Below are 19,305 nucleotides of genomic sequence, written 5' to 3'. Positions count from 1 at the left end.
TGCGTATTGTTTCTTGGGCTTTAAATCATCTCTAGCATTATCGCCAGCATCAAGATAATAGTTACCTAGTTCTTTATCGTGTTGTAAATCAATTGTTTGCTGCCTTACTTCTGTTTTTAATTCTTCTTGCAGCATCTTGTATTCGCCATCAATACTCATCATATGTCTATCAACCCAAGCTTTTAATGTAATATGTTCTTTAGCTTGTTTATGTCGTAATTCCTCTCTACTTTTAGCTCCTTCAAAGTCAAGGTTTAATTCTTCTAGTTGATTCGCTAGTTTATCGTCAGCGAGGGTGGCTGATTGGATTTCTCGTTCGATACGTTCTCCACTGACTCCAGCTTGTTTATAAATAGCTGCAAGAGTTGTGTTTAAATCTTCTGCTCCTTTGATAGCAGCAAGCATATTGTCTTTAACTTTAGGAGCAAAATCGCTTATTTTGGCTCCGTCATTTCCCATTTGACCGATTAGTTTTAGTGCTTTTTGGTCGCCCATTAATGCTCTATAAACTAGGTTTGTGGAAGCGTTGAATTTCCCACGTAGTTGTCTTTCTAGGTGGCGAGATTTTGAAGAAACCAAGTTCTTTAGCTTGCCAGTATTTTTCACAACGATTAATCCTCTCTTCTGTTAATATTTCTGTGCATTGATAGTTCATCCACTGTTGGTATTGCTGTACCCTATCTTTTCTTTCTAAGTAGGCTTGGTATTTGAAGTGATAGCTGATCGATTGGTAGCAGTAATCTATTAGGAATAAAGCAGGAATAAGGATTGATAGTAGCTTTAATGCTCCAGTAAATGTTGAGTATTTACTGTGTTTTGAATGCTGCTGCGAGCTTTTTGGAGAAGCTTTTAAGACTAGAGCTTTTTTGCTCTAGTACCTCCTTTGCTGTTATAGCTCCTTCTACACTCTTTCTTTGTAAACTAGTAGTTCTGTTATTGATATAGTCACGCAGGTTGCTATTGCTAGCATCAATTTTTTGCTCAACTTCATCAAATTTACTTTGAGCGTAATTTTTGATTGATGAGTTGATAGTTTCTACAGCATTAACGAAATCGGTGAATGAGTCGCTAACGGTTTGAGAAATATCTGTTATTTCTGATTCGCTAAGAGAAATACCCATAGATTGGGCTTGTACTGATATTAATTGTTCTTTTTGTTGATTGGTAATTGCGGTTGAATTTGGTGTAGATGCGTGATACTCGTCCGATGGAGCAGCTGTAATTTCTTCTGGTTCCGATACCGCTAATTCTTTTGAAAGATGTTTGTCTAAAAGCAATTGAGTAATCGTATCAACATTCTTTTCACCTAAAGCGGAATAATCAAAACCAAGTGAGGATATTTCAGCTTTTAAATCATTTCTACTTATTTTGATTCCTTTATCGGACAATCGTTTCTGAATACGTTTAATAAAATCTGTTTTAGCCATTCTTAGCGCTCCTTTGATTTGCGTAAATACCAACAAAATGCACTGACTACGACTGGTACTAATTCGGAGGGTGTGTATTCTTCCCTTTTTCTAAAATTCAATCCGGCACGGTAAAACTAACGATAAAAGGTAATATCTGGAATAGAAGAAGGAATTTTTTGGCTCAATATCTTTCTAAATTTACTTCCAACAATTAATTCTTCTTTAGAATTCCTGATTGTTTCTACCTCCTGCCAAACTTGAGCAAATTCTGATAATTGAATTGGTAGCCGCTGGCAAGCTTTACGCATAGTCGCGTAAGTTTCTAAATTCTCGTAAGTTACTTCTCCACAAGTTCCACGCAAGCAGTCTTGAATTCTGTACCAGCTAGAATCGCTAATCTTTTTACCCAATTTGGACTCGTAAAAATCTTTTAATGGACGTGATGACAACCTCATTTTTTATATCCCCGAAGACAGTCAATATTTGATACCGATGATTGTGCAAGGCAAGAGCGCACCGTATAGGTTGCTGCTGTAAGAAGGGAACGCACTGAAAAATTCTCACGCACTGATAAAAATTACAGTGCATAACCTCCACATAGCAGCAGTTTTAATGTTTTCACTTGTTGACAAAATGGCTGCACCTCCCGCCATAGACTGTATTTCAGCGCTTTAAAAGGGTGAAAAATTTCATGAAAGTAATTACAATATCACAACCTTAGCATACAATTAGAATACAGAAAGAGTCTTATAAGATGCTTTTTAGTTCTAAAGTAATCTATCGCGTACTATATAGGATGCAGTCTTTATGGAAAATGGTGTGAGCAAGCGATTCACAGTTACAGTTCCGGATTCGATTTTTGAAGACTTAGAAGCTTTGGCAGATTTGCAGGGTCGTCCAACGGCGAATCTTGCTGCTTTTCTAATCGAAACAGGTATTAATCAAATTAAAGACAAAGGAGACTTCCCAAGCAAAAAGTCCTCTTTACGAAAAGAAAAAAGCGAATAGTATTCATATATGAAGATAATTTACGGAGTTAAATAACATCAATCGTTTAATTTTTTCTTGCTTGGCTGAATCTTCCAAGCCCTCGTACCCACCGAGTTGAAGAAGCGCAACTAAAGCTTTGGCGAAGCTTTTATAGCACTTCATAACACCATTACGTTGAACCAACGAAGGAAAAATGCTTGCATTAATCAATGTGCTTAACAGTTAACAATAAAGGATAGTTTTATGAATATACAGATATATAGTGAAGCTTGGCTCTTGAGAAATGATGAAATTAGCTGATTATTTTTGCTCTAATAACTGCATTATGAGTCTGCGTAGATGTACAATAAGGCAGAAATCTTCAGTAATTTCCTTGACAATTTCTCCCCTTACCATAAGGGAAGTCAGGAAACCACTTAACTGAAATAAAAGTTTACATTTTGATGGAGGGCAAAAAAAACAGGCAATAGATTCCCAGTAATTGGGTGTGCCTGAATAAAAAAGGATTGAACCTTTTTTATGATTTTTAAAAATTTGGGTGCAGGAGGCGGGTTAAGTCGTCAAACAACTAAGAAGTGGTAGTGAGCGTCAGAAACTTATTCCACATCTAAGTTACACAAAAGACGTACTTGTGCCACGCCGCTGCGTGCTTACTCATATCTTACTACAGTAAGTTGTCAAAAGATATGAGTTAGGTGGGATTTTTTTGTCAATTTTTTGGAAAATATCTTGGTTCTGTAGCTTTCATATTGGTTAAATTCACCAGACCCTATGCAAGGCAGGGACTACAAGACAGCGATGATACTCCCATTATTTTTTCTAAAATAAGAGCTTTAATTATCGCTGTTGATAACGCGGTTCCAAAACGTGCCGGACTCACGTCACTCAAAAATTGACATTAATCCCGGCTCCGAGCCATAAAGCCTAATTCAAGCACACGGTGGTAAAGCAACCCTCCTCCAATTCAGGAACATCTCAAGAATTGGAGAAAAAAATGAAACCTACAGTATCTACCCAGAAAAAAGAAAATTTCATTATTACTCAGTTGACTGCTCGTTCACTTCCAGATTGCGTGGAGGTAGGATAATGAAATTCACCTTACTCTACAACCCAGATTTAGCAGGAGCATTACGGGAACTAGGCATTCCTCATCCAGGAGAAGCAGCCATCTTCTTAAGCCAACTTCACTACTGGCTGAAAAAGGAAGGGTGTGGTCATATCACACGAGACGGCAAACACTGGATTTACAACACCTATAAAAAATGGATTTCACAAATAAAGAGCTTAACAATTAGTCAGCTTGGAAAGATGATAAGGGCGCTTGCTTCCCTGGGTTTGATTGAAAAAACAACTTTTGCGGAGCAGAGGCATAGCCTCAAGGGAGAAAAGCCAGTGGGATTTAGTTCGTGGAACAACACAACCTGGGTTACTTTATGCGTCGAAAAAATCAAAGAGCTTACCGGCTGTGAGCTATTTGAAGACCAAGAAAATGATTTACCCGAAGAAAATGGGAAAGAACCGCTAGAACCCGCTCACCAAGCCGATGTTCATATTAGAACATCCGGTGATTCCCAGAGCGACGACCGGATATTCCATTCGGAATCTTCATCTATATACAAAGAAAACCTTTCTCTTACCAAAGACGAAGAAAATACTTTTGAGAGAAAAAAAGAAAATTTAGCAAATGCGAGCAGTGAGTATTACCCAGACCAGAACACTGACAAAAAGCAATTATCGGCTATACCCAAAATCCCAAAAGTAGACAAATCTCCGCGAAGTTCACAAATACGGGAAAAGCGAATTAATGATCAAGATAAATCTCTACGAAATTCGCAACTTCGAGATAAGCGAACTATTGAACAGAATGTAGTCCAAGAGATATGGGAGATAGCAATCGCTCAGCCCTTCCCCGCATTCTTGAATTGGAGGGCGACCATTCACTATAAGCCCCAGGGGGGTAAATGGGAGACTGACGCTTACGGTAATGCTTATAGCGAGTTTTACCGCAATCGTGAGAAGACCACGGCGGTGCTATTCCCGCAATTTATGAACGAAGTTCGGGCTATTACAGAAAAAGTTAATCAAGCTCAAAGCTGTGATGCTTCTTCAGCAAATGTTTTACCGAGTTGGTTTATTGAAAGCCTTCCCGATCCAACACCGGAAAACGTAAGGCAATTGATGGAAAATTTAGATGCGGTGATTAAGCGTGGTACGCGAATAGCGCTTCCTAGTAAGTCAAATACCCCATCTGATATTACGGTTGATTATCATGAAGCACATTCTCAGGTTGCAATTAAACCCTTACCTCAGTTGGAAGCGCCCGTACTAAAAGGGTTAGAAGCGCCTTTCTCGCTATCGGGTGTGGAAGAAGCACCATCATCTGATTTACAAAAAACGCTTGCTCGTAAACAAGCACAGTGGAATGCGCCAATTCTACGGGATCATATACGACGTTGGGCAGAAAGTACTCCTGGTGTTGTCGTCACTCTAAGCGGTCCACAGTTAGAAACTGCCATTGAAACAAATCGTAACAATACAGCGATCAATGAAATTGAAACAAATCGTAGCAATACAGCGATCGATAAAGTTGAAACTTTTCGTAACAAAATTGAAACGTCGAACCCACTAGCACAAAAACAAGTGGATAAAGTTGAAACTAACAGTCATGGGGCTGAGATAACAGCGGACGTTGAGATTAACAATTCGTCAACTGAAGTTGGAACGGATTATTCTCACAAAAACAATTCACCGTCGTCTAAATCGGAACGCTCCGTTTCTTCCAACAATCATGGGGTTGAACAGAAAGCGGACGTTGAAAATAACAATCAACTAACTCATAAGCATACAGACGTTTCAATAAGCAACAGGTTAGCTTCTAAGGTCGCTCTGGTAAAAACTAACAATCTCAAGATAAACTCTCAGGACGCTGTAATTGATGACCCCTGGGAGACACAAGAAACGCGGGTTAGCAATACGAACTCAATTCCAGAAGGGAGTAGCTCCTCTACCGAACTAAGAAGGCCACTCATAAAGCTGATGTTAGCCTCATGGGATAATATTTACGAATTAGGAAAACTCGTATTAAATGCTCGCGAAGAAGATTTATCTAAAGCAGTATCTTCCCTTTCTTCACATCATCGGGCGCATATCAAGAAAGCTGCCACGCGGGCTTGGTATCCGGGACTAAACCGCGACGGTGATTATAAAGGGGAACAAGTAGAAATCTGGGAGGTGGGGCAAAGCCCAATTGTAAAGGTCAGAACTAAACGCGGAGCATTCTTAAAAGTGAGGCGAAGCGACTTAAAACCGTGGCTGGGGATATAGCAACCGAAAGCTCTTATCAATAGCTTACCTTCCGCTTGTTGATAAGAGCTTTCGCCACGCCCCATCCGCGTCTCGGAGCGGGTTTGTGGGGTGAAAGTAGCGATTCTACTACGAGCCGCCATGCGATGCCTGAAATTTTTGTATCGGTTAACCCATAGAGATTGCCGCGACTGGAACCATTCCGGTTGCCGAAAATTGGAAGCATTTCTTACGTAAAAACGGCAATATTATTATCCTTTCACCGACAATCAGATTTGCGAAACATAAATCTGGGTTTGTAAAATCATATGAAAATTATGAATTTATAATTGTGAGTTTTCATTATTGGTTGGGATAATATATCTCGACTAATTTATTTTTCCATTTAAAATTAATCGACGACGTGCTAAAACTAAAACGTATTTCAACTTTATTTCTTTTTTTTTAATCCGCCATACACTTAAATTCTCTACCACGAATTTTTACTTAATTTTTACCAATTTTTCATACTCAAAATACGGTAGCCCACCATCACCCAACAGTACCCCACAGTAGCTATATTGATGCATTTCTAATCTAATTGCAGTACCCTACAGTTACTCGTTAGTATCCAACAGTTGCCGGTATTTGGTAGTGGAATTGTTCGTTATGTGGGTGGACAAGGTATGTAAAAAGCGGCAGAATTGCAGAATTATTTATAAAAAACCTACATTCTTGTTAGCAACCACTGCGGAAAGTTATAGTGAGTTGAAATGAAATTTCTGAAAAAATCTTTAATCAAAAAGTTGAAGAACTCCGAACGCAATAAAATAAAGAAAAAGCATAAATCTGAAAAGAGCGATCGCAATTACGTTATCGAACAGTTAATTTATTGGTGTGGGACAAATGAACCACTTCGATAATCTAGGTAGAAATATTATTGCCGCAGCTACGCTCGAATGTGATAAATCGTTCGGGTTAAAATGAGGTAACTTATGGAATTACATGGAATTGCGATGAGTTCAGAAGATAGTAAAAAAAGCAAACCGTTTTGGGATATGAATACAGAAGAGTTAAATGCTGTCTTCTCAGAAAGCTGTAGATGATGCAAAGGCACGAATGCATGCCGTCCTGTGTTGCATTCGTTGAAGTTATTGATGGTAAAAACTGCCTAAGACATCCAGACGGAAGCGTAACGCCAATTAGTAAAAACGATTGATTTTTCGCCATAATCGTTACTATGTATAAGATTGAACGCTGGGTTCGAGGCGATCGCATAGCTAATGAAGCCTATCTAACAAGCCGCAGCTAAAAACGAAAATAAACCCGATGATAAATCCAAATAATAGAAACAAACAAAAGTCCCCAAACTCTACATATGTATGTGGGTTTTTTATATTTAATTGATACGTCTTGTCCAATTGTTTAGTAGCTGGATGCAACCGCCAGGTAGCATGGTAAACCATCGAACAAATCATTTACTCCAATCATCCAACCAGAAGTTTCATCTGAATCAAAAAAATATTCGCCCTTCTACAAGCAAGCGAGTCGAACTATTTCCCGGCTCGGATGCATCCAAATAACCAAGTTCTATTGCTCGGTAATGCGGCTCTATTAATGCGGAGAGGGTTCCATATCTTCCGAGCCTTCCCAATGCTGATGCTTTGCACGCTTGTAAGGCTCGTTCCATCCGCTCGCGTCCAATATCCGAATTCCCAAGTTGTTATCCGCAGGGTCGAAGTTAAAAGTAGTATTTTTTATGCGCTTGTGTTATACCGGACAAAAAAAACGAACTAAACAGCGTTTGGGGTGTTTGAGGTAGTAAAAATTATTCGTTAATAAAAATATAAATGACACAATCATTTATTGAAAACAATACTATAGCGATTGCCTCGAAGACCGAGGAGTTGATTCTACGGGATTATCAAGAAGAAGTCATAAAAAATGTTTACAATTTTTTTTCTAAGGGTAAAAAGCGCGTTCTAGTTTACGCCCCCACCGGAGCGGGTAAGACGGTTATCGCGTCCAAGATTATCGGCGACTACGTGAAACAAGGTAAAAGAGTATTATTTCTCGTACATCGCGGTAAACTTGTCAAACAAACGAAACAAACCTTAAATAATTTTTTTGGCATTGAACCGAGCATTATTTGGGCAGATTATGCTTTGCCCGATTATACGAAGTCGGTTCAGATAGCAATGCTACAAACCATCCAAAACCGAGAATTACCACCAGATATCGATTTAGTTATCTTAGACGAAGCACATACGGCTTCTTATTACAAAGTTTGGCGACGAATTTTAGACACCTACGCAGGCTCTGTTTGGTGTCTTAATCAAAAAGTTGACTTCTTGGGATTGTCTGCATCACCTTGGAGGTCTAAGAATAAAGAAGGGTATTGTCAATTTTTTGACAATATAGTAAAAGCACCGTATCCCAGCCAATTAATAGAGCGCGGTCACTTATCTCGCGCTCGTCAGTTTGCTTACACCCATTTGATAGATGAAAGTAAATTACAAAGTAGCGACGGTGAATTCACGCAAACGAGTATGGCTGAGGTATGCGATGACTCCTTTAACCGCGAACTAGTTAAAATATATCTTGATAAAACTCAAGAGAAATGGCGTAAACCAATCGCCTTTTGTGCGACGGTAAAGCAAGCTGAAAATTTAGCACGACAGTTTCTTCTTCACGATATTCAAGCTAAATGCATTATTAGTGATACGTCGGAAAGGGAGCGCGATGTAATTTTTCATGAGTTTAGTAAGGGTAAAACGCATTTAATTAGTAGCGTTGGCGTTCTTTGTGAAGGTTTCGACGAGCCGAGTGTAAACGCTATTCTGGTATGCCGTCCCATAAAATCTAGGGCATTGTGGGTACAAATTTGTGGACGTGGATTACGAATATTTAAAGGTAAAGAAGATTGCTGGTTTTTTGACTTTTGCGGGAATATACGGCGTATCGGAATGCCTACGCGGAGTTTTGAGTTAAAACTTTGTCCCGACGGTAAAGAAGATCCACCAGAAAAGACTAAAACTTGCCCTCAATGCGGATCTGAAATAAACAAGTTTCTTGCTGTATGTCCCCACTGCGGATATGAATTCATTGGCTTTAAGCCTAAAGCTAAAAGACGCAAGCGTAAGTTTGAAGAAGTTCTTACCCCAGAACAGAAAAAACAAGTTAACTTTCTTAAAACCAGTGCTGTAAATAGTTTTAATAAGCAAACAGGTTTAGATGGACTAGAAGATAAATTTAAAAATAAATACGATTACTATCCTCCGCTAGACTGGTTTGATGGACTATTATTCGGTCACGTTGATGGTAATTTTACAGGTTGGGAAGAAAGCGTTCAAATATTGTGGAGATATTTACTTCAAACAACTCCAGATACCCCAGAAAATAGGAAATTAAATAAGCATCGCATTGAAAGAGAATTCAAAAGCGCTATAAATTATTCCCGCAAAACATTTGTAAATCGCTACACTGGCGACGATATTAATGATGAGCAAAGAGCTAAATTAGTTAATAAAGAAATTAGCAATTTACTAAAATATAAACCCTGGTGGGTGGTTTTAGGTCAAAAAGAAATATTGGACAAAGAATATTTGAAGGAATCTTACATTAAAATAGTAGCAGCTAACGAGATGCGATATTCTGACCCCAAACAAAGAAAGATTAAAGAAAGTATTCTTGCTTTGTTGGGTATTGCTTATGCCGAGGCATTAAGTTATCACTCCGCCGATAGGCACATAATTAATATTCATATATCTTTCATCCGCGAGTCGTTAGCAAAAAATAGTTTTCAAGCAATTCAAAACTATATTGCATTACTGGAATTTGATATCAAAAGCATCGTTTGGGAATCGCTAAGGTGGTTTGAGCGTAACAAGTATCGAGATTGGAAGCGTTTTGAATCCCAGCCAAAACCAAAACCGCCTTCACCACAATCGCAACGAAATAGCTTCTTAAAAATAAACCCACCGGATATAGAGCGTTCGGGTAACAGTTATTTACCATCTAAGCAAACAAATGACGAAATAAAAATAAACCCGCCCAATGTAGAACCAGAGCCGTCCCCAACTTCACCACCCAAGCAATCTCCTAAAGAGTTGAATATAAATACGCCTCTGGTGGGGCATCCAAGTGGCGCATCTTCACCATCCGAACAAAACCGGAACTGGGAAGCACTCAACGGTCTTTTATTTCAACCATCAACTTACTCCGAAAAGAATGAAGTCGAGCATGATTGGAGCGGCGTTAAATACAAATATGACCCAGCCTGGGATGATGGTTCGGCATTCCCTTCAAAGGATACGGATTAATTTGAGCGCAATGTTGTAAAAACTTGTGGCAGCGGTTACATTCACATGGGGAAAGTAGAAGAAACAATTCGATTATTTTCCGTAAACGCATTCATTTGATATTCACTACTCGTGTCATGCTGCCCAAATCGATTGATAGTTCAAGAAGCAGCTTTCATATTATCATCTAAATGATTTTGTAACCTTATATGAGCCAACCTTTGTCTAAAAAAATCATCTAAATTAGCAATAAATTTACCATCAGCAATCTCAACTCCCAAAGCATTAGCTACTGCTAAAAAATCAACATAGGATGCATTTTGGTAATCTTTATCTTCAAATAATTTGATTTGTTCGGTAGTAAAGTCACATAAATAGGCAAGTTCTTCTTGAGTAATCTTAAAAGCAATCCGCGCCTTAATTAATAAGTCGGATAATTCATTCATACTCTCGATTTGCAGCACGATCTTGTTTTTGGGATTATGGGCAATTAGCACTTCATATTCGGTTACTTGCTCTTGAAGGTCTTGACGCTGAGAAGTAACGCCATCATAATGAATTTGCCAAGTGTCTGGGTCATTATTCTTCTTATCTTCATCTCGTTCTAACATAGCGATTGCTCGCCCCATCTTATTAACACAAGAAAGGGTAACGTCATATTCCAAGTCATTTTTAATCATCAGGCTCCCACCTTAATAAATCTATAGCGATAATCCCTTTCCTATTATCTCTTCTATCGCCTTGAAAAAAGTCTAAAGATGTTTTTCCTGTATCATCTAAAGGCTGGTCGGAACGAAACAATTCTCCTTTATATTTAGCTTTCTGGGCAGCTCGTTTGTTAGCAAAATTTAATAATGTTGGAGAATTCTTTTTCAGGTAGTTGATATCAACAGCATCAGGGTCCCAACAAGCATCAAAATCGTTTGGTTTTGTTTCGCTCGTCACAAAGCTGCCATTAATATAAAATATTCGACACCCCGCAGCTTTTAAAGAAGCCATTGCATCTTCCATACCTAAAATCATTTGAGCGCGTTTTGTTGTATAACCAAACCTTTCTTTAAACTCCTCCCAATCATCGCAAAAATATATTCCCGGTGGTAGATTTCCGTTGTCATCAAATTCTGGAATCATTAATTATTAAAAGCACCCAAAACTTTATCCAAATCATACCATTAAAGTAAGTACAAATATTGTTCTATTAAAGGTTAGTAAAAGTAATAATCACAATAATTATTTGATTTACAACTTTATTTGCCAAAATATATTAGAGAGAAAGTGAATAAATCAATGTTTTTATTTAATTGTAAATATTAATAAGGTGTAATGTTTCCAGTAATCATGGTAAATTGATAATCTTTAAACAAAGCTATTAATAATTGATTCATAATTAATAAAATACGAGCGTTCGCATAGAATACCAATAAATATAATTAATAAACGCTCGCGTGCAGTAGTCAAGAAACTACGGGAGAATCCGATGACACAAGCTTTACCGCAACTAGTAACATTTGATGAATTCCTAGCGTGGTATCCAGAAAACAGCACGGTACGTTACGAACTACATGATGGGGAAATCGTAGAAATGCCAAAACCCACGGGTACGCATTCTAAATTGACTGGTTTTATTATTGATGAACTCAATTTTAAGGTTAGAGAAATTGGTAAACGTGGAATATGGTTTATTCCCAGAGAATGTATCGTTAAACCTCGTAGTGGTAAATCTGGATATGAACCCGATATCATCGTTCTTAATGAAGAAACTATTGGCTTGGAAACCCGGTGGGAAAAAGAATCGGTAATAGAATATGCTAGCTCGGTGAAGTTAATTGTGGAAGTTGTCAGTACCAATTGGCGTGATGACTACCTCAAGAAACTTGCCGATTATGGAGAAATGGGCATTCCGGAATATTGGATTGTGGATTACAAGGGCTTAGGGGGCAAACTTTTCATTGGTAATCCCAAACAACCCACCATATCGGTTTATGTACTAGAAGACGACGAATACAAGCTTACTCAATTTCGTGGCGACGAAATCATTAACTCACCAACATTCCCAGATTTGCAATTGAGCGTAAACCAGATTTTACGGTTTGGTATTGATTAAATGACGCTTCAATCATAAAGCAGGAACACAAACTTTTCAGTCGTGATCGCAATATTAATTCTCTCACTCAATGCTCATCTAATTGCACTAACTCTAATCCACGTTGCATATGCTGCTTATCTTTCCATGTAGCAATAGCTTTACCCGTTACAAAATTAATCCGACTGGCAACAATATGAATCGCATCACCACTTGGAGAAATCGCTACAAAATAATCGTAAGCAGCCAATTCTTCATCAATAAATTTATCAATCAACTGCAATAACATCTCATCCGATAAGCGTTTATCTGGATTTTCAGCTAATCGTAAATCTCCTTTAAGTTGCGATAATACGAACACGCAAGCCAAAAGACGTTCAGCAATTTCTACCGATTTATCATCACTCGGCGAGGCAATACTTTCTCTATGTAATACCAAATGGTAGCAAGGTGATTTTACGTTCTTTCCTAAATTTCCCGATATCGTAAACTCTCGCACCAAGCCCTTAATATCCTCACCATACATATTACCGCCAATTATCTTCCCCCCTAGCTTAGATAATACCAATCGGGTAACAGTCACAAACGAAGAGTGTTTGGTAATTCTACCGTTCATTTACAGCAAAACGAAAGCATCGATCAACTGTTGAGTATCTAAAATTTTCATTATTCATTCATCAATATCCGAATGCTTAGTAACACCCAAAGCGCTTTCATCTAATTCGGAGCGTATTTGTTTCATCAATTTAGCAATTGATTTTAGTTCTCGGATGTAAGTTTTAACATCTTTCAATAGCGGTTGTATTCCCGATGCCACAGCTTTATCTATCGCTTTAGTCTGCTGATTAATATTAACCGATAACCGCTTCAATTCGTAGCGCACCTCCCGATTAATATCAGACATTACTACCTTGCGTCGGGGAAGTGGGTATTCAAATAACCTTGCTCTAATATAATCACTTTGCACAATTCCCTCGCATCTTTCTTCTAACCGCTGCTTTTCCGAAGAATTTACTCGAAAAGTTATCGTGATGGTACGCTCTTCTGTTGGAATTATATTGGCAGACTTTTTGCGAGATTTTATCGCATCTCTTAGTTTTGATATCGCGTTATCTTCGGGCATAGGTTAACAGTAATTCGATTTTATCTGGACATATGACAAACATTACAACTATATTCGGAGAGCGTATCTCCCGCTCCACCGACACAAATGGTAAATAGCTAAAATCATTAACGACGGAGGATGCCAATTATTCAATCAATCAATATCAAATTATTTGTTTTATCTAGATTAATTGTATTACACACTCCTAATAACCACGTTAACTATTGCCCATTTTTACGGTAGGAACAGATAGTCCCCGGTTCCTTATATCAATCACTTGCTGCCCTCTTATAACGGGAGTATATGTCGCGGATACTATCCCACCTAGAGAGCGTTCATCATCAATATAGACTTCTAAGAAGAAAGAATTCTTAGTACGCTTCCTGATATCGTCAAACACTCGGCAGGTGAGGATAACCCGTAGAGTTGATATTCTAATTTAAAAAAAATAAGTGAGAACACGTAAATATTGATAATATTTTTTATGAAAAACTATTTTGAATACTCCTAACTATTTACATTCTTTAGTTGTGCCTCTTAGGATGTAATTGTTTTAGCAAGCAATGCAATTAATACAATGCCCAAAAGAGTACAGCGTATCAAAGATTCAGAAACCAAGGTAAAGAAAATTAGTGAAAAGTTAAAACAAAAAGCGAACAATCCTAAAGATTTAAGTTTACGCGAGTTTGTCGAAAGTCTAAAACAACAAATTTCAGAAGTTATCGATGCTGGCTACGACTATTCGGAGATTGCCAAAATTATGAAAGATGAAGGAATCACTGTAGCTCCTAGTACGATCCGTTCTTATCTTAATACTAAAAAAGATAATAAAAACATAAATAGCAAGAAGGATTCGGAACAATCAAATAAAACTACTAGCAACACTACTACATCTCAAACATCAGTAGAAGAAGTACCTCATGCAAACGACGACTCTACACTAATTAATAATGATGAAGACAATACAGCCAATACATCAGATGAATAATTATCACATATCTTACAATTAATCAATATCACGTTAAACGCAATAACGGATGTAATCGATTATGGGAAATGCGAGCTAGCAAATGATAATGATATGAATATACACCCAATAAAATAAATATTTTATGCCGAAGCTATTTATGATGAAACACCGGCGTTGATATATCAATAACTCCCATTATGGTTGAATATAAACAAGATTTATTTAATAAAAAAACTATAACAATATGACGGATTCTACATTCGTTAGCGCATCTAATAATAAAGAACCACCAAAAGAAAATATCGGTGCAAGAATTCCCGTTACTTGGTTACAAGAAATTCAAGCCTTATCTAATGCAACTGGGTTAACAAAAACTGAGATAATGAATGAAGCAATTGGGCAGTATCTTCAACAAAATATTGATACTATTCCCAATCGAATTACCGCACTTGAAGATAAATTATCGCTTTCTAATGGTAAACCGATAGTTGATAATCATGCAATAAATGAAAGGTTGGATAAATTAGAAGCGATGATACAGTCGCTGATAAATGAAATTAAAAATATTCAACCAGAAACTAAAGTTATTGAAAAGTACAAAGAAACAATTTATGATGCCGAACGATATGGGGGAATCACTTTAACACACTTACTAGAAAAATACCACCTTAAATATAATCAAATCAAAAAAGAAGCCTCGGAGAAAAACATACAATTCCACGAGCTAGTGCAGCAAAAAACCGGGTGGCACAAGAAGCATCCAAACAAAAGACGTGGAAAGTGGTTCCCGCAAGATAATCGAGCCACCACAACTATTCGTAACTTCAACCAAATCGCAAACGCTGACTGCACACAGGCTATTCAAGATGCATCCGACTACAGTAATAGCATTAACGACGACGTTAACGACAATTCCTACAAAACGGGAATATAATTCTCATGCTTACCGTAATGTAGTACTATCTTAATTATCGTTAACGGCGCTAACGTATACAGGCAAAACGATGTACCTCTTTGCGGTTAATGGTATTGCAGCCATAAAAGCAGTTCAAACATGATTGATGATGCAAGCAATGTTTAATTTATACGCGCCCAATCCTCATCAAAACTAGCAGGTTGTTGCATTCGATAAAGATGGACATTGCGCGGACAAATATTTTTTATTCTTGTTAAGAAAAACCCGTATGTTGCATGACTTTCCTTGTTTCTATAGGAGTCTGTAATAGCGTTCTAAATCTGTCACAGTTACGCTTGCCCATGTGGATAAGGGCGTTTCCACAACTTTGGAATCCATTGCACCTTGACGATCACCACAGTATTCCAGCTAGAAGCCTGCATATAGTTAACGATTGGAGTGCGCCGACAGTGGTTTCCACCTTGCATATTGTTTCCCCGTGACGGATGTTGTCCCATGCGTTGTATTCCTCATAATAAATGCAAGCAATGTTTAATTTATACACGCCTTGTCCCTCTTCTCCCTAGCAAACCATTGGTATAAAAGTGGGCGTATTGAGCTTCCTAGAACATTAGAAAAAACCTCTCCTGGCATCTTCGCTATATTTGGTGTAACCAAGACATTGCTTGCCCGCCCGCTGCCACAAGGTTGACGTTCTCCAGAAGCCTTGGTTAAGCTGAAGCTGCGGTATTGGTGTACCAGGTAATTAAATATGCCTCAACAACGCAATCAAAAGAATAAACGGGTAGCCAATGCATCGTCGGGTTCGAGTAGTGCATCCCGTGCTAAAAGTCGCGTTGTTCGTCCCGTGAGTTATTCCCCCTCTGAAGACGAAATCATTAAAAAACGAGCCTCAATTAGCCAGCTATCGATTTCTGAATACATTCGTCGCGCTTCCTTAAGACGTAAAATCACCACACCAGTTACAGCCTCTCAATGGAAATTTCATGCCCAACTTGCACAACTCAAAGCAACTACTAAACAACTAAAAACTGTTGTAGAAGCTTCACAATCGGGTAAGCAATCATCTCTAAATACAGATGCAATGAAGCTTGTTGAAGAATTAGATTCATTGCATAAAGAAATGTGGGCTATCTTGAAAGAAAACCTTGATATCTCAACCGAAGAATCAGATATAGATGTACAATAAAAATAATAATAAATAACTTTATATAATCTTTAATATCAAACATTCTTGATAAGTAAAATCTTTAAACATTCCAACTTTTTAAACACCCTTCAATACGTGTTAGGTAAGGAAAAATCTTCCCTTATTCACACTAATATGAACGGCGATACACCGCGAGAATTTGCAGGAGAATTTGCAGCAATACGACGGGCAAAGCCGCAATTACAAAAAGCTTGCGCTCACATGATTTTATCGGTTGCACATAGGGATATTGACCACCCAAAAGGTGAATTTCACGAGCATTTAACTGACCAGCAATACGCCCAAATTGGCTCGCGTTATCTACAAGAAATGGAATTCGTCGGCGAAGAAGAACTTGCTTCTAGTTTATTTATAATCGCCCGTCATGAGGATAAAAGCCACGAACATATCCATATTATTGCTAGTAGAATCCGGATGGATGGGGAAGTAGTTAGCGATTCATGGGATTGGTATCGTAGCGAAGTCGCTGCTAGGAAATTAGAGAAAGAATTTGGATTACAAATAAGTCCTTGCAGCAATGAAAGAATAGCTTCGGAGCTTGTTGAATTAGGAATAGAAGCAACAGTAACTGATAACATGATGCGTTCTCCTAGCATCAAAGAATTAAAAAATAAATCGGAAAAACCATCAGTTAGACAATTAATAGCAGATAGAATTGATTTAGTAATAGAAAATTCTCCCTCCTATACACAATTCATTACAAGACTTAAGGAATTTGACGTATATGTCCGTCCGCGATTATCTAAAGAGAGTCAACAAATACAAGGAGTTAGTTTTAGATTAAACGGTATAGAAATAGCGGGTGGAAGAATTGGTCGAGGATATTCTATCAATCAGCTTTATAAACGCGGTTTGTCCTACGAACCACAACGCGATAAAGAAGCAGTATTGTTAGCCTTTCAAGAAGTAGAAAAACAAGTTGAAGTAGAAAAATATCCACCTATTTCTGAAGCGGATATCGTAGTAGAAAAACCATTAGAAATAACGCCTACTCATGAAGAACCCAAAAAGCGCTCCTCTTCTAAAGACAATTGGTTAAGAAAGTTACGTCAAGAACCATTATTCCAAAATCTTGTAAAAGAAGCTGGTAGTACGCTGGTAGCAATATACATTATTAGAGAAATTAATAATCAACAACGCAGGGGGGAACCCCTTACTACCACTCAACCCGAACCAACTTTAGAAAAAGTAGTATTAGAAAAGTTTAATATATCGGCTAAAAGTACTGATAAATCTGAGATGCAGGAATTTTCAACCAAAGCCGACGATGCAGCCAAACAACAGCAGTACGCCAATCAAGTTGCGTCTGTTATCCGCAAATACTGGGAACTACTTGGTTACAAACGCAAACACTATAAGAGCGATCGCCATTCACTACTACTTGAAAAAGAAAACTATATCCTCAAACGAACTAGTGGCGAAACAATTGCTATTATACCGATAGATCCTTTGAAGCCACCTCAAGGTAAAGGGCTAACACCAGAAGAGGTGAAAGAATTTTTGGATTTTGAAGAGGAAAAATTGAAAACTCCCCTATTTGCTAAGAAGACAGAGAAAATGAAAGCACCACAACAAGAAAGACAGCAGCTTCTTCTTGAGCGTAAGCATGGATTAAATCGTTCTGAGGAGGGGATTGATTTGTGATGAGTCTAAACATAATAGTTGCATCTAACTAACACACGTACCTAGCTACCGTTACCACAACAAACCACCTAGAATACCTACCACATAGTAAATACCAATTTCATCATCGAGTTACACAAACCCCGAACAACTTCACAACAACTTTAAAAACACCCACATATAAACCTGACTTTCACGGAAATTTCTTTTTCCGGATAAATTTCGGTAAATATTCTCATGTTTATCTATCCAAAGGAAGATTACAACTAAACAGTAGGCAGAAAGCTGATTTCCCATTCTCAAATCAACCTTCTCCCTTCGTAACAGGACAGTAAATACTGTGTCCTACGACTTCCACACAAGTTTCAATACTTACAAGCACATAGATAAATTATTAACAGTTCTTTATTCAAAAGAAGTGCAGATTCTACGTGCTGTTCGCAATTAAATTAAACAACTATTAAAGGAACAATATGAGCAAGAATATAAAAATTCAAGACGTAGTATTTGTAGTAGCTAGTGACAAGCTCTCCCCTTCAGTAGTAAATGCCGAATTCCTTCAATTGAGCGGTATCATTCCACAAGACTTTAAATTAGCACGTCAACCTGTTTACACTCAGCAAAACGCGCAGTTAACCTTCACTGACTCAAGCGACAACGTTATCAGTATTGTTGCAGAAACCAACCGTATTATCTTTATGGAAGCAGTTGGCGATCGAGACATTTCCTCACTACAAATTGCTTCAATTGCATCCAAATTTGTCAAAGCATTACCTAACATAGAAATTGAAGCAGTTGGCATTAACCCTCGCGGTTACAAGGAAGATCCAACAGGTAAGTATATGGAAAGCTTACTATCTCCAAATGCAGCATGGCTTTCAGTTGGAGTTGAGCCAATGCGTGCATCTTTGAATTTAGTGTACAAATACGAACGCGCTTCGATGTATCTCAACATCAGCGAAGCAGCATTGAGAAAAGAAGATGAAACTTCTACACCTATTGTAATGTTCAACGGAAGCTTCTCCTACGAACTAGAAGGAGAAACTAAGGAAGAAAAACAAGAAAATCTCCACAAAGCTATTGAAAATTGGCAGACTGATGTAGCTACATATTCAGAATTGGTTAATAACAAGTTTTTAGCTCAATTACCACAAGAAGCAACTGTAGAAGTACCCTCCGAATTGCAAGAAGAAAGTAAAGATGTATTTGCAATGAGCGTTTAAGTTTACGTAGATTTGAGCATTTATAGGGAAGAACATTAATCTTCCCTTTTACTTTAATCATTAATCTCTTTTCAAAGAAAAACATATTTGATTGGACGCGAAAAAGACTCGTGTCCTTAAATCACATGAAGAAAATATTCTTCATATCTGCTGATTATAAAACTTTTTTAATCATCTAAAACAATTTTTTAAT

General features: G+C 37.8%; 18 protein-coding genes. 9 read left to right on the top strand and 9 right to left on the bottom strand.

Features of this window, described 5'->3' with window-relative positions:
• The 3 genes from VB797_RS21865 to VB797_RS21855 all read right to left on the bottom strand — a co-directional run.
• Window positions 1–606: hypothetical protein (locus VB797_RS21865; protein WP_323239851.1), on the bottom strand; the 606-nt coding region annotated here is incomplete at its 3' end.
• Between the two features lie 200 nt (window positions 607–806).
• Window positions 807–1,427 carry a hypothetical protein gene (locus VB797_RS21860; protein ID WP_323239850.1) on the bottom strand — a complete coding sequence of 207 codons (621 nt, stop codon included), beginning with the start codon at window positions 1,425–1,427 and terminating at the stop codon, window positions 807–809.
• A 116-nt stretch (window positions 1,428–1,543) separates the two neighbouring features.
• Complete coding sequence (locus tag VB797_RS21855) at window positions 1,544–1,864, bottom strand: hypothetical protein (RefSeq protein ID WP_323239849.1); 321 nt, start codon at window positions 1,862–1,864, stop codon at window positions 1,544–1,546.
• Between the two features lie 364 nt (window positions 1,865–2,228).
• On the opposite strand from VB797_RS21855, the gene VB797_RS21850 reads away from it, so the two are divergent.
• Complete coding sequence (locus tag VB797_RS21850) at window positions 2,229–2,417, top strand: ribbon-helix-helix domain-containing protein (RefSeq protein WP_323239848.1); 189 nt, start codon at window positions 2,229–2,231, stop codon at window positions 2,415–2,417.
• Between the two features lie 1,068 nt (window positions 2,418–3,485).
• Window positions 3,486–5,723 carry a hypothetical protein gene (locus VB797_RS21845; protein ID WP_323239847.1) on the top strand — a complete coding sequence of 746 codons (2,238 nt, stop codon included), beginning with the start codon at window positions 3,486–3,488 and terminating at the stop codon, window positions 5,721–5,723.
• A 1,471-nt stretch (window positions 5,724–7,194) separates the two neighbouring features.
• Here the strand turns inward: VB797_RS21845 and VB797_RS21840 are convergent.
• Window positions 7,195–7,371: a hypothetical protein gene (locus tag VB797_RS21840; protein ID WP_323239846.1), complete on the bottom strand. Its 177-nt coding sequence runs from the start codon at window positions 7,369–7,371 to the stop codon at window positions 7,195–7,197.
• A gap of 160 nt (window positions 7,372–7,531) precedes the next feature.
• Between VB797_RS21840 and VB797_RS21835 the strand changes: the two genes are divergently transcribed.
• A complete protein-coding gene (locus VB797_RS21835) occupies window positions 7,532–10,003 on the top strand; it encodes a DEAD/DEAH box helicase (RefSeq protein ID WP_323239845.1) in 2,472 nt (823 codons plus the stop codon).
• A gap of 140 nt (window positions 10,004–10,143) precedes the next feature.
• Here VB797_RS21835 and VB797_RS21830 read toward each other — a convergent pair whose 3' ends face one another.
• Together VB797_RS21830 and VB797_RS21825 are read right to left on the bottom strand one after the other, a co-directional pair.
• Window positions 10,144–10,662: a helix-turn-helix transcriptional regulator gene (locus VB797_RS21830; protein ID WP_323239844.1), complete on the bottom strand. Its 519-nt coding sequence runs from the start codon at window positions 10,660–10,662 to the stop codon at window positions 10,144–10,146.
• Window positions 10,655–11,113: a DUF6932 family protein gene (locus VB797_RS21825; protein ID WP_323239843.1), complete on the bottom strand. Its 459-nt coding sequence runs from the start codon at window positions 11,111–11,113 to the stop codon at window positions 10,655–10,657. The genes VB797_RS21830 and VB797_RS21825 overlap by 8 nt, the downstream gene beginning before the upstream one ends.
• Before the next feature lie 346 nt (window positions 11,114–11,459).
• Between VB797_RS21825 and VB797_RS21820 the strand changes: the two genes are divergently transcribed.
• The gene (locus VB797_RS21820) at window positions 11,460–12,086 is read left to right on the top strand and encodes a Uma2 family endonuclease (RefSeq protein ID WP_323239842.1); all 627 of its coding nucleotides are present in this window, start codon (window positions 11,460–11,462) and stop codon (window positions 12,084–12,086) included.
• A gap of 67 nt (window positions 12,087–12,153) precedes the next feature.
• On the opposite strand, the gene VB797_RS21815 is transcribed toward VB797_RS21820, so the two are convergent.
• Window positions 12,154–12,681 (bottom strand): hypothetical protein, encoded by a 528-nt coding sequence (locus VB797_RS21815; protein WP_323239841.1) that lies wholly within the window; start codon window positions 12,679–12,681, stop codon window positions 12,154–12,156.
• Between the two features lie 54 nt (window positions 12,682–12,735).
• Window positions 12,736–13,188 carry a plasmid mobilization protein gene (locus VB797_RS21810; protein WP_323239840.1) on the bottom strand — a complete coding sequence of 151 codons (453 nt, stop codon included), beginning with the start codon at window positions 13,186–13,188 and terminating at the stop codon, window positions 12,736–12,738.
• 559 nt (window positions 13,189–13,747) lie between these two features.
• On the opposite strand from VB797_RS21810, the gene VB797_RS21805 reads away from it, so the two are divergent.
• Both VB797_RS21805 and VB797_RS21800 read left to right on the top strand, forming a co-directional pair.
• A complete protein-coding gene (locus VB797_RS21805) occupies window positions 13,748–14,158 on the top strand; it encodes a hypothetical protein (RefSeq protein WP_323239839.1) in 411 nt (136 codons plus the stop codon).
• A gap of 226 nt (window positions 14,159–14,384) precedes the next feature.
• Window positions 14,385–15,074, top strand: a complete 690-nt coding sequence (locus VB797_RS21800; RefSeq protein WP_323239838.1) for a hypothetical protein — start codon at window positions 14,385–14,387, stop codon at window positions 15,072–15,074.
• A 311-nt stretch (window positions 15,075–15,385) separates the two neighbouring features.
• Here VB797_RS21800 and VB797_RS21795 read toward each other — a convergent pair whose 3' ends face one another.
• A complete protein-coding gene (locus VB797_RS21795; RefSeq protein ID WP_323239837.1) occupies window positions 15,386–15,553 on the bottom strand; it encodes a hypothetical protein in 168 nt (55 codons plus the stop codon).
• A gap of 254 nt (window positions 15,554–15,807) precedes the next feature.
• On the opposite strand from VB797_RS21795, the gene VB797_RS21790 reads away from it, so the two are divergent.
• The 3 genes from VB797_RS21790 (at window position 15,808) to VB797_RS21780 (ending at window position 19,112) form a co-directional block, all read left to right on the top strand.
• Window positions 15,808–16,245 carry a plasmid mobilization protein gene (locus VB797_RS21790; RefSeq protein ID WP_323239836.1) on the top strand — a complete coding sequence of 146 codons (438 nt, stop codon included), beginning with the start codon at window positions 15,808–15,810 and terminating at the stop codon, window positions 16,243–16,245.
• A gap of 96 nt (window positions 16,246–16,341) precedes the next feature.
• Window positions 16,342–17,910 (top strand): relaxase/mobilization nuclease domain-containing protein, encoded by a 1,569-nt coding sequence (locus VB797_RS21785; protein WP_416350894.1) that lies wholly within the window; start codon window positions 16,342–16,344, stop codon window positions 17,908–17,910.
• Window positions 17,911–18,362: 452 nt separating this feature from the next.
• Window positions 18,363–19,112, top strand: a complete 750-nt coding sequence (locus VB797_RS21780) for a hypothetical protein (RefSeq protein WP_323239834.1) — start codon at window positions 18,363–18,365, stop codon at window positions 19,110–19,112.
• Window positions 19,113–19,305: the final 193 nt, after the last annotated feature.

Origin of the sequence: Rivularia sp. UHCC 0363 (assembly GCF_034931125.1) — a bacterium.
Taxonomy (GTDB): domain Bacteria; phylum Cyanobacteriota; class Cyanobacteriia; order Cyanobacteriales; family Nostocaceae; genus Rivularia.
This window is presented reverse-complemented; position numbering and strand designations above follow the sequence as displayed.

What these genes read in the sequence shown, in the direction of transcription:
- VB797_RS21860 (WP_323239850.1), bottom strand. Translation starts at nt 1,427, where the DNA reads ATGGCTAAAACAGATTTTATTAAACGTATTCAGAAACGATTGTCCGAT.
- VB797_RS21855 (WP_323239849.1), bottom strand. Translation starts at nt 1,864, where the DNA reads ATGAGGTTGTCATCACGTCCATTAAAAGATTTTTACGAGTCCAAATTG.
- VB797_RS21845 (WP_323239847.1), top strand. Translation starts at nt 3,486, where the DNA reads ATGAAATTCACCTTACTCTACAACCCAGATTTAGCAGGAGCATTACGG.
- VB797_RS21840 (WP_323239846.1), bottom strand. Translation starts at nt 7,371, where the DNA reads ATGGAACGAGCCTTACAAGCGTGCAAAGCATCAGCATTGGGAAGGCTC.
- VB797_RS21835 (WP_323239845.1), top strand. Translation starts at nt 7,532, where the DNA reads ATGACACAATCATTTATTGAAAACAATACTATAGCGATTGCCTCGAAG.
- VB797_RS21830 (WP_323239844.1), bottom strand. Translation starts at nt 10,662, where the DNA reads ATGATTAAAAATGACTTGGAATATGACGTTACCCTTTCTTGTGTTAAT.
- VB797_RS21825 (WP_323239843.1), bottom strand. Translation starts at nt 11,113, where the DNA reads ATGATTCCAGAATTTGATGACAACGGAAATCTACCACCGGGAATATAT.
- VB797_RS21820 (WP_323239842.1), top strand. Translation starts at nt 11,460, where the DNA reads ATGACACAAGCTTTACCGCAACTAGTAACATTTGATGAATTCCTAGCG.
- VB797_RS21815 (WP_323239841.1), bottom strand. Translation starts at nt 12,681, where the DNA reads ATGAACGGTAGAATTACCAAACACTCTTCGTTTGTGACTGTTACCCGA.
- VB797_RS21810 (WP_323239840.1), bottom strand. Translation starts at nt 13,188, where the DNA reads ATGCCCGAAGATAACGCGATATCAAAACTAAGAGATGCGATAAAATCT.
- VB797_RS21805 (WP_323239839.1), top strand. Translation starts at nt 13,748, where the DNA reads ATGCCCAAAAGAGTACAGCGTATCAAAGATTCAGAAACCAAGGTAAAG.
- VB797_RS21800 (WP_323239838.1), top strand. Translation starts at nt 14,385, where the DNA reads ATGACGGATTCTACATTCGTTAGCGCATCTAATAATAAAGAACCACCA.
- VB797_RS21795 (WP_323239837.1), bottom strand. Translation starts at nt 15,553, where the DNA reads ATGGGACAACATCCGTCACGGGGAAACAATATGCAAGGTGGAAACCAC.
- VB797_RS21790 (WP_323239836.1), top strand. Translation starts at nt 15,808, where the DNA reads ATGCCTCAACAACGCAATCAAAAGAATAAACGGGTAGCCAATGCATCG.
- VB797_RS21780 (WP_323239834.1), top strand. Translation starts at nt 18,363, where the DNA reads ATGAGCAAGAATATAAAAATTCAAGACGTAGTATTTGTAGTAGCTAGT.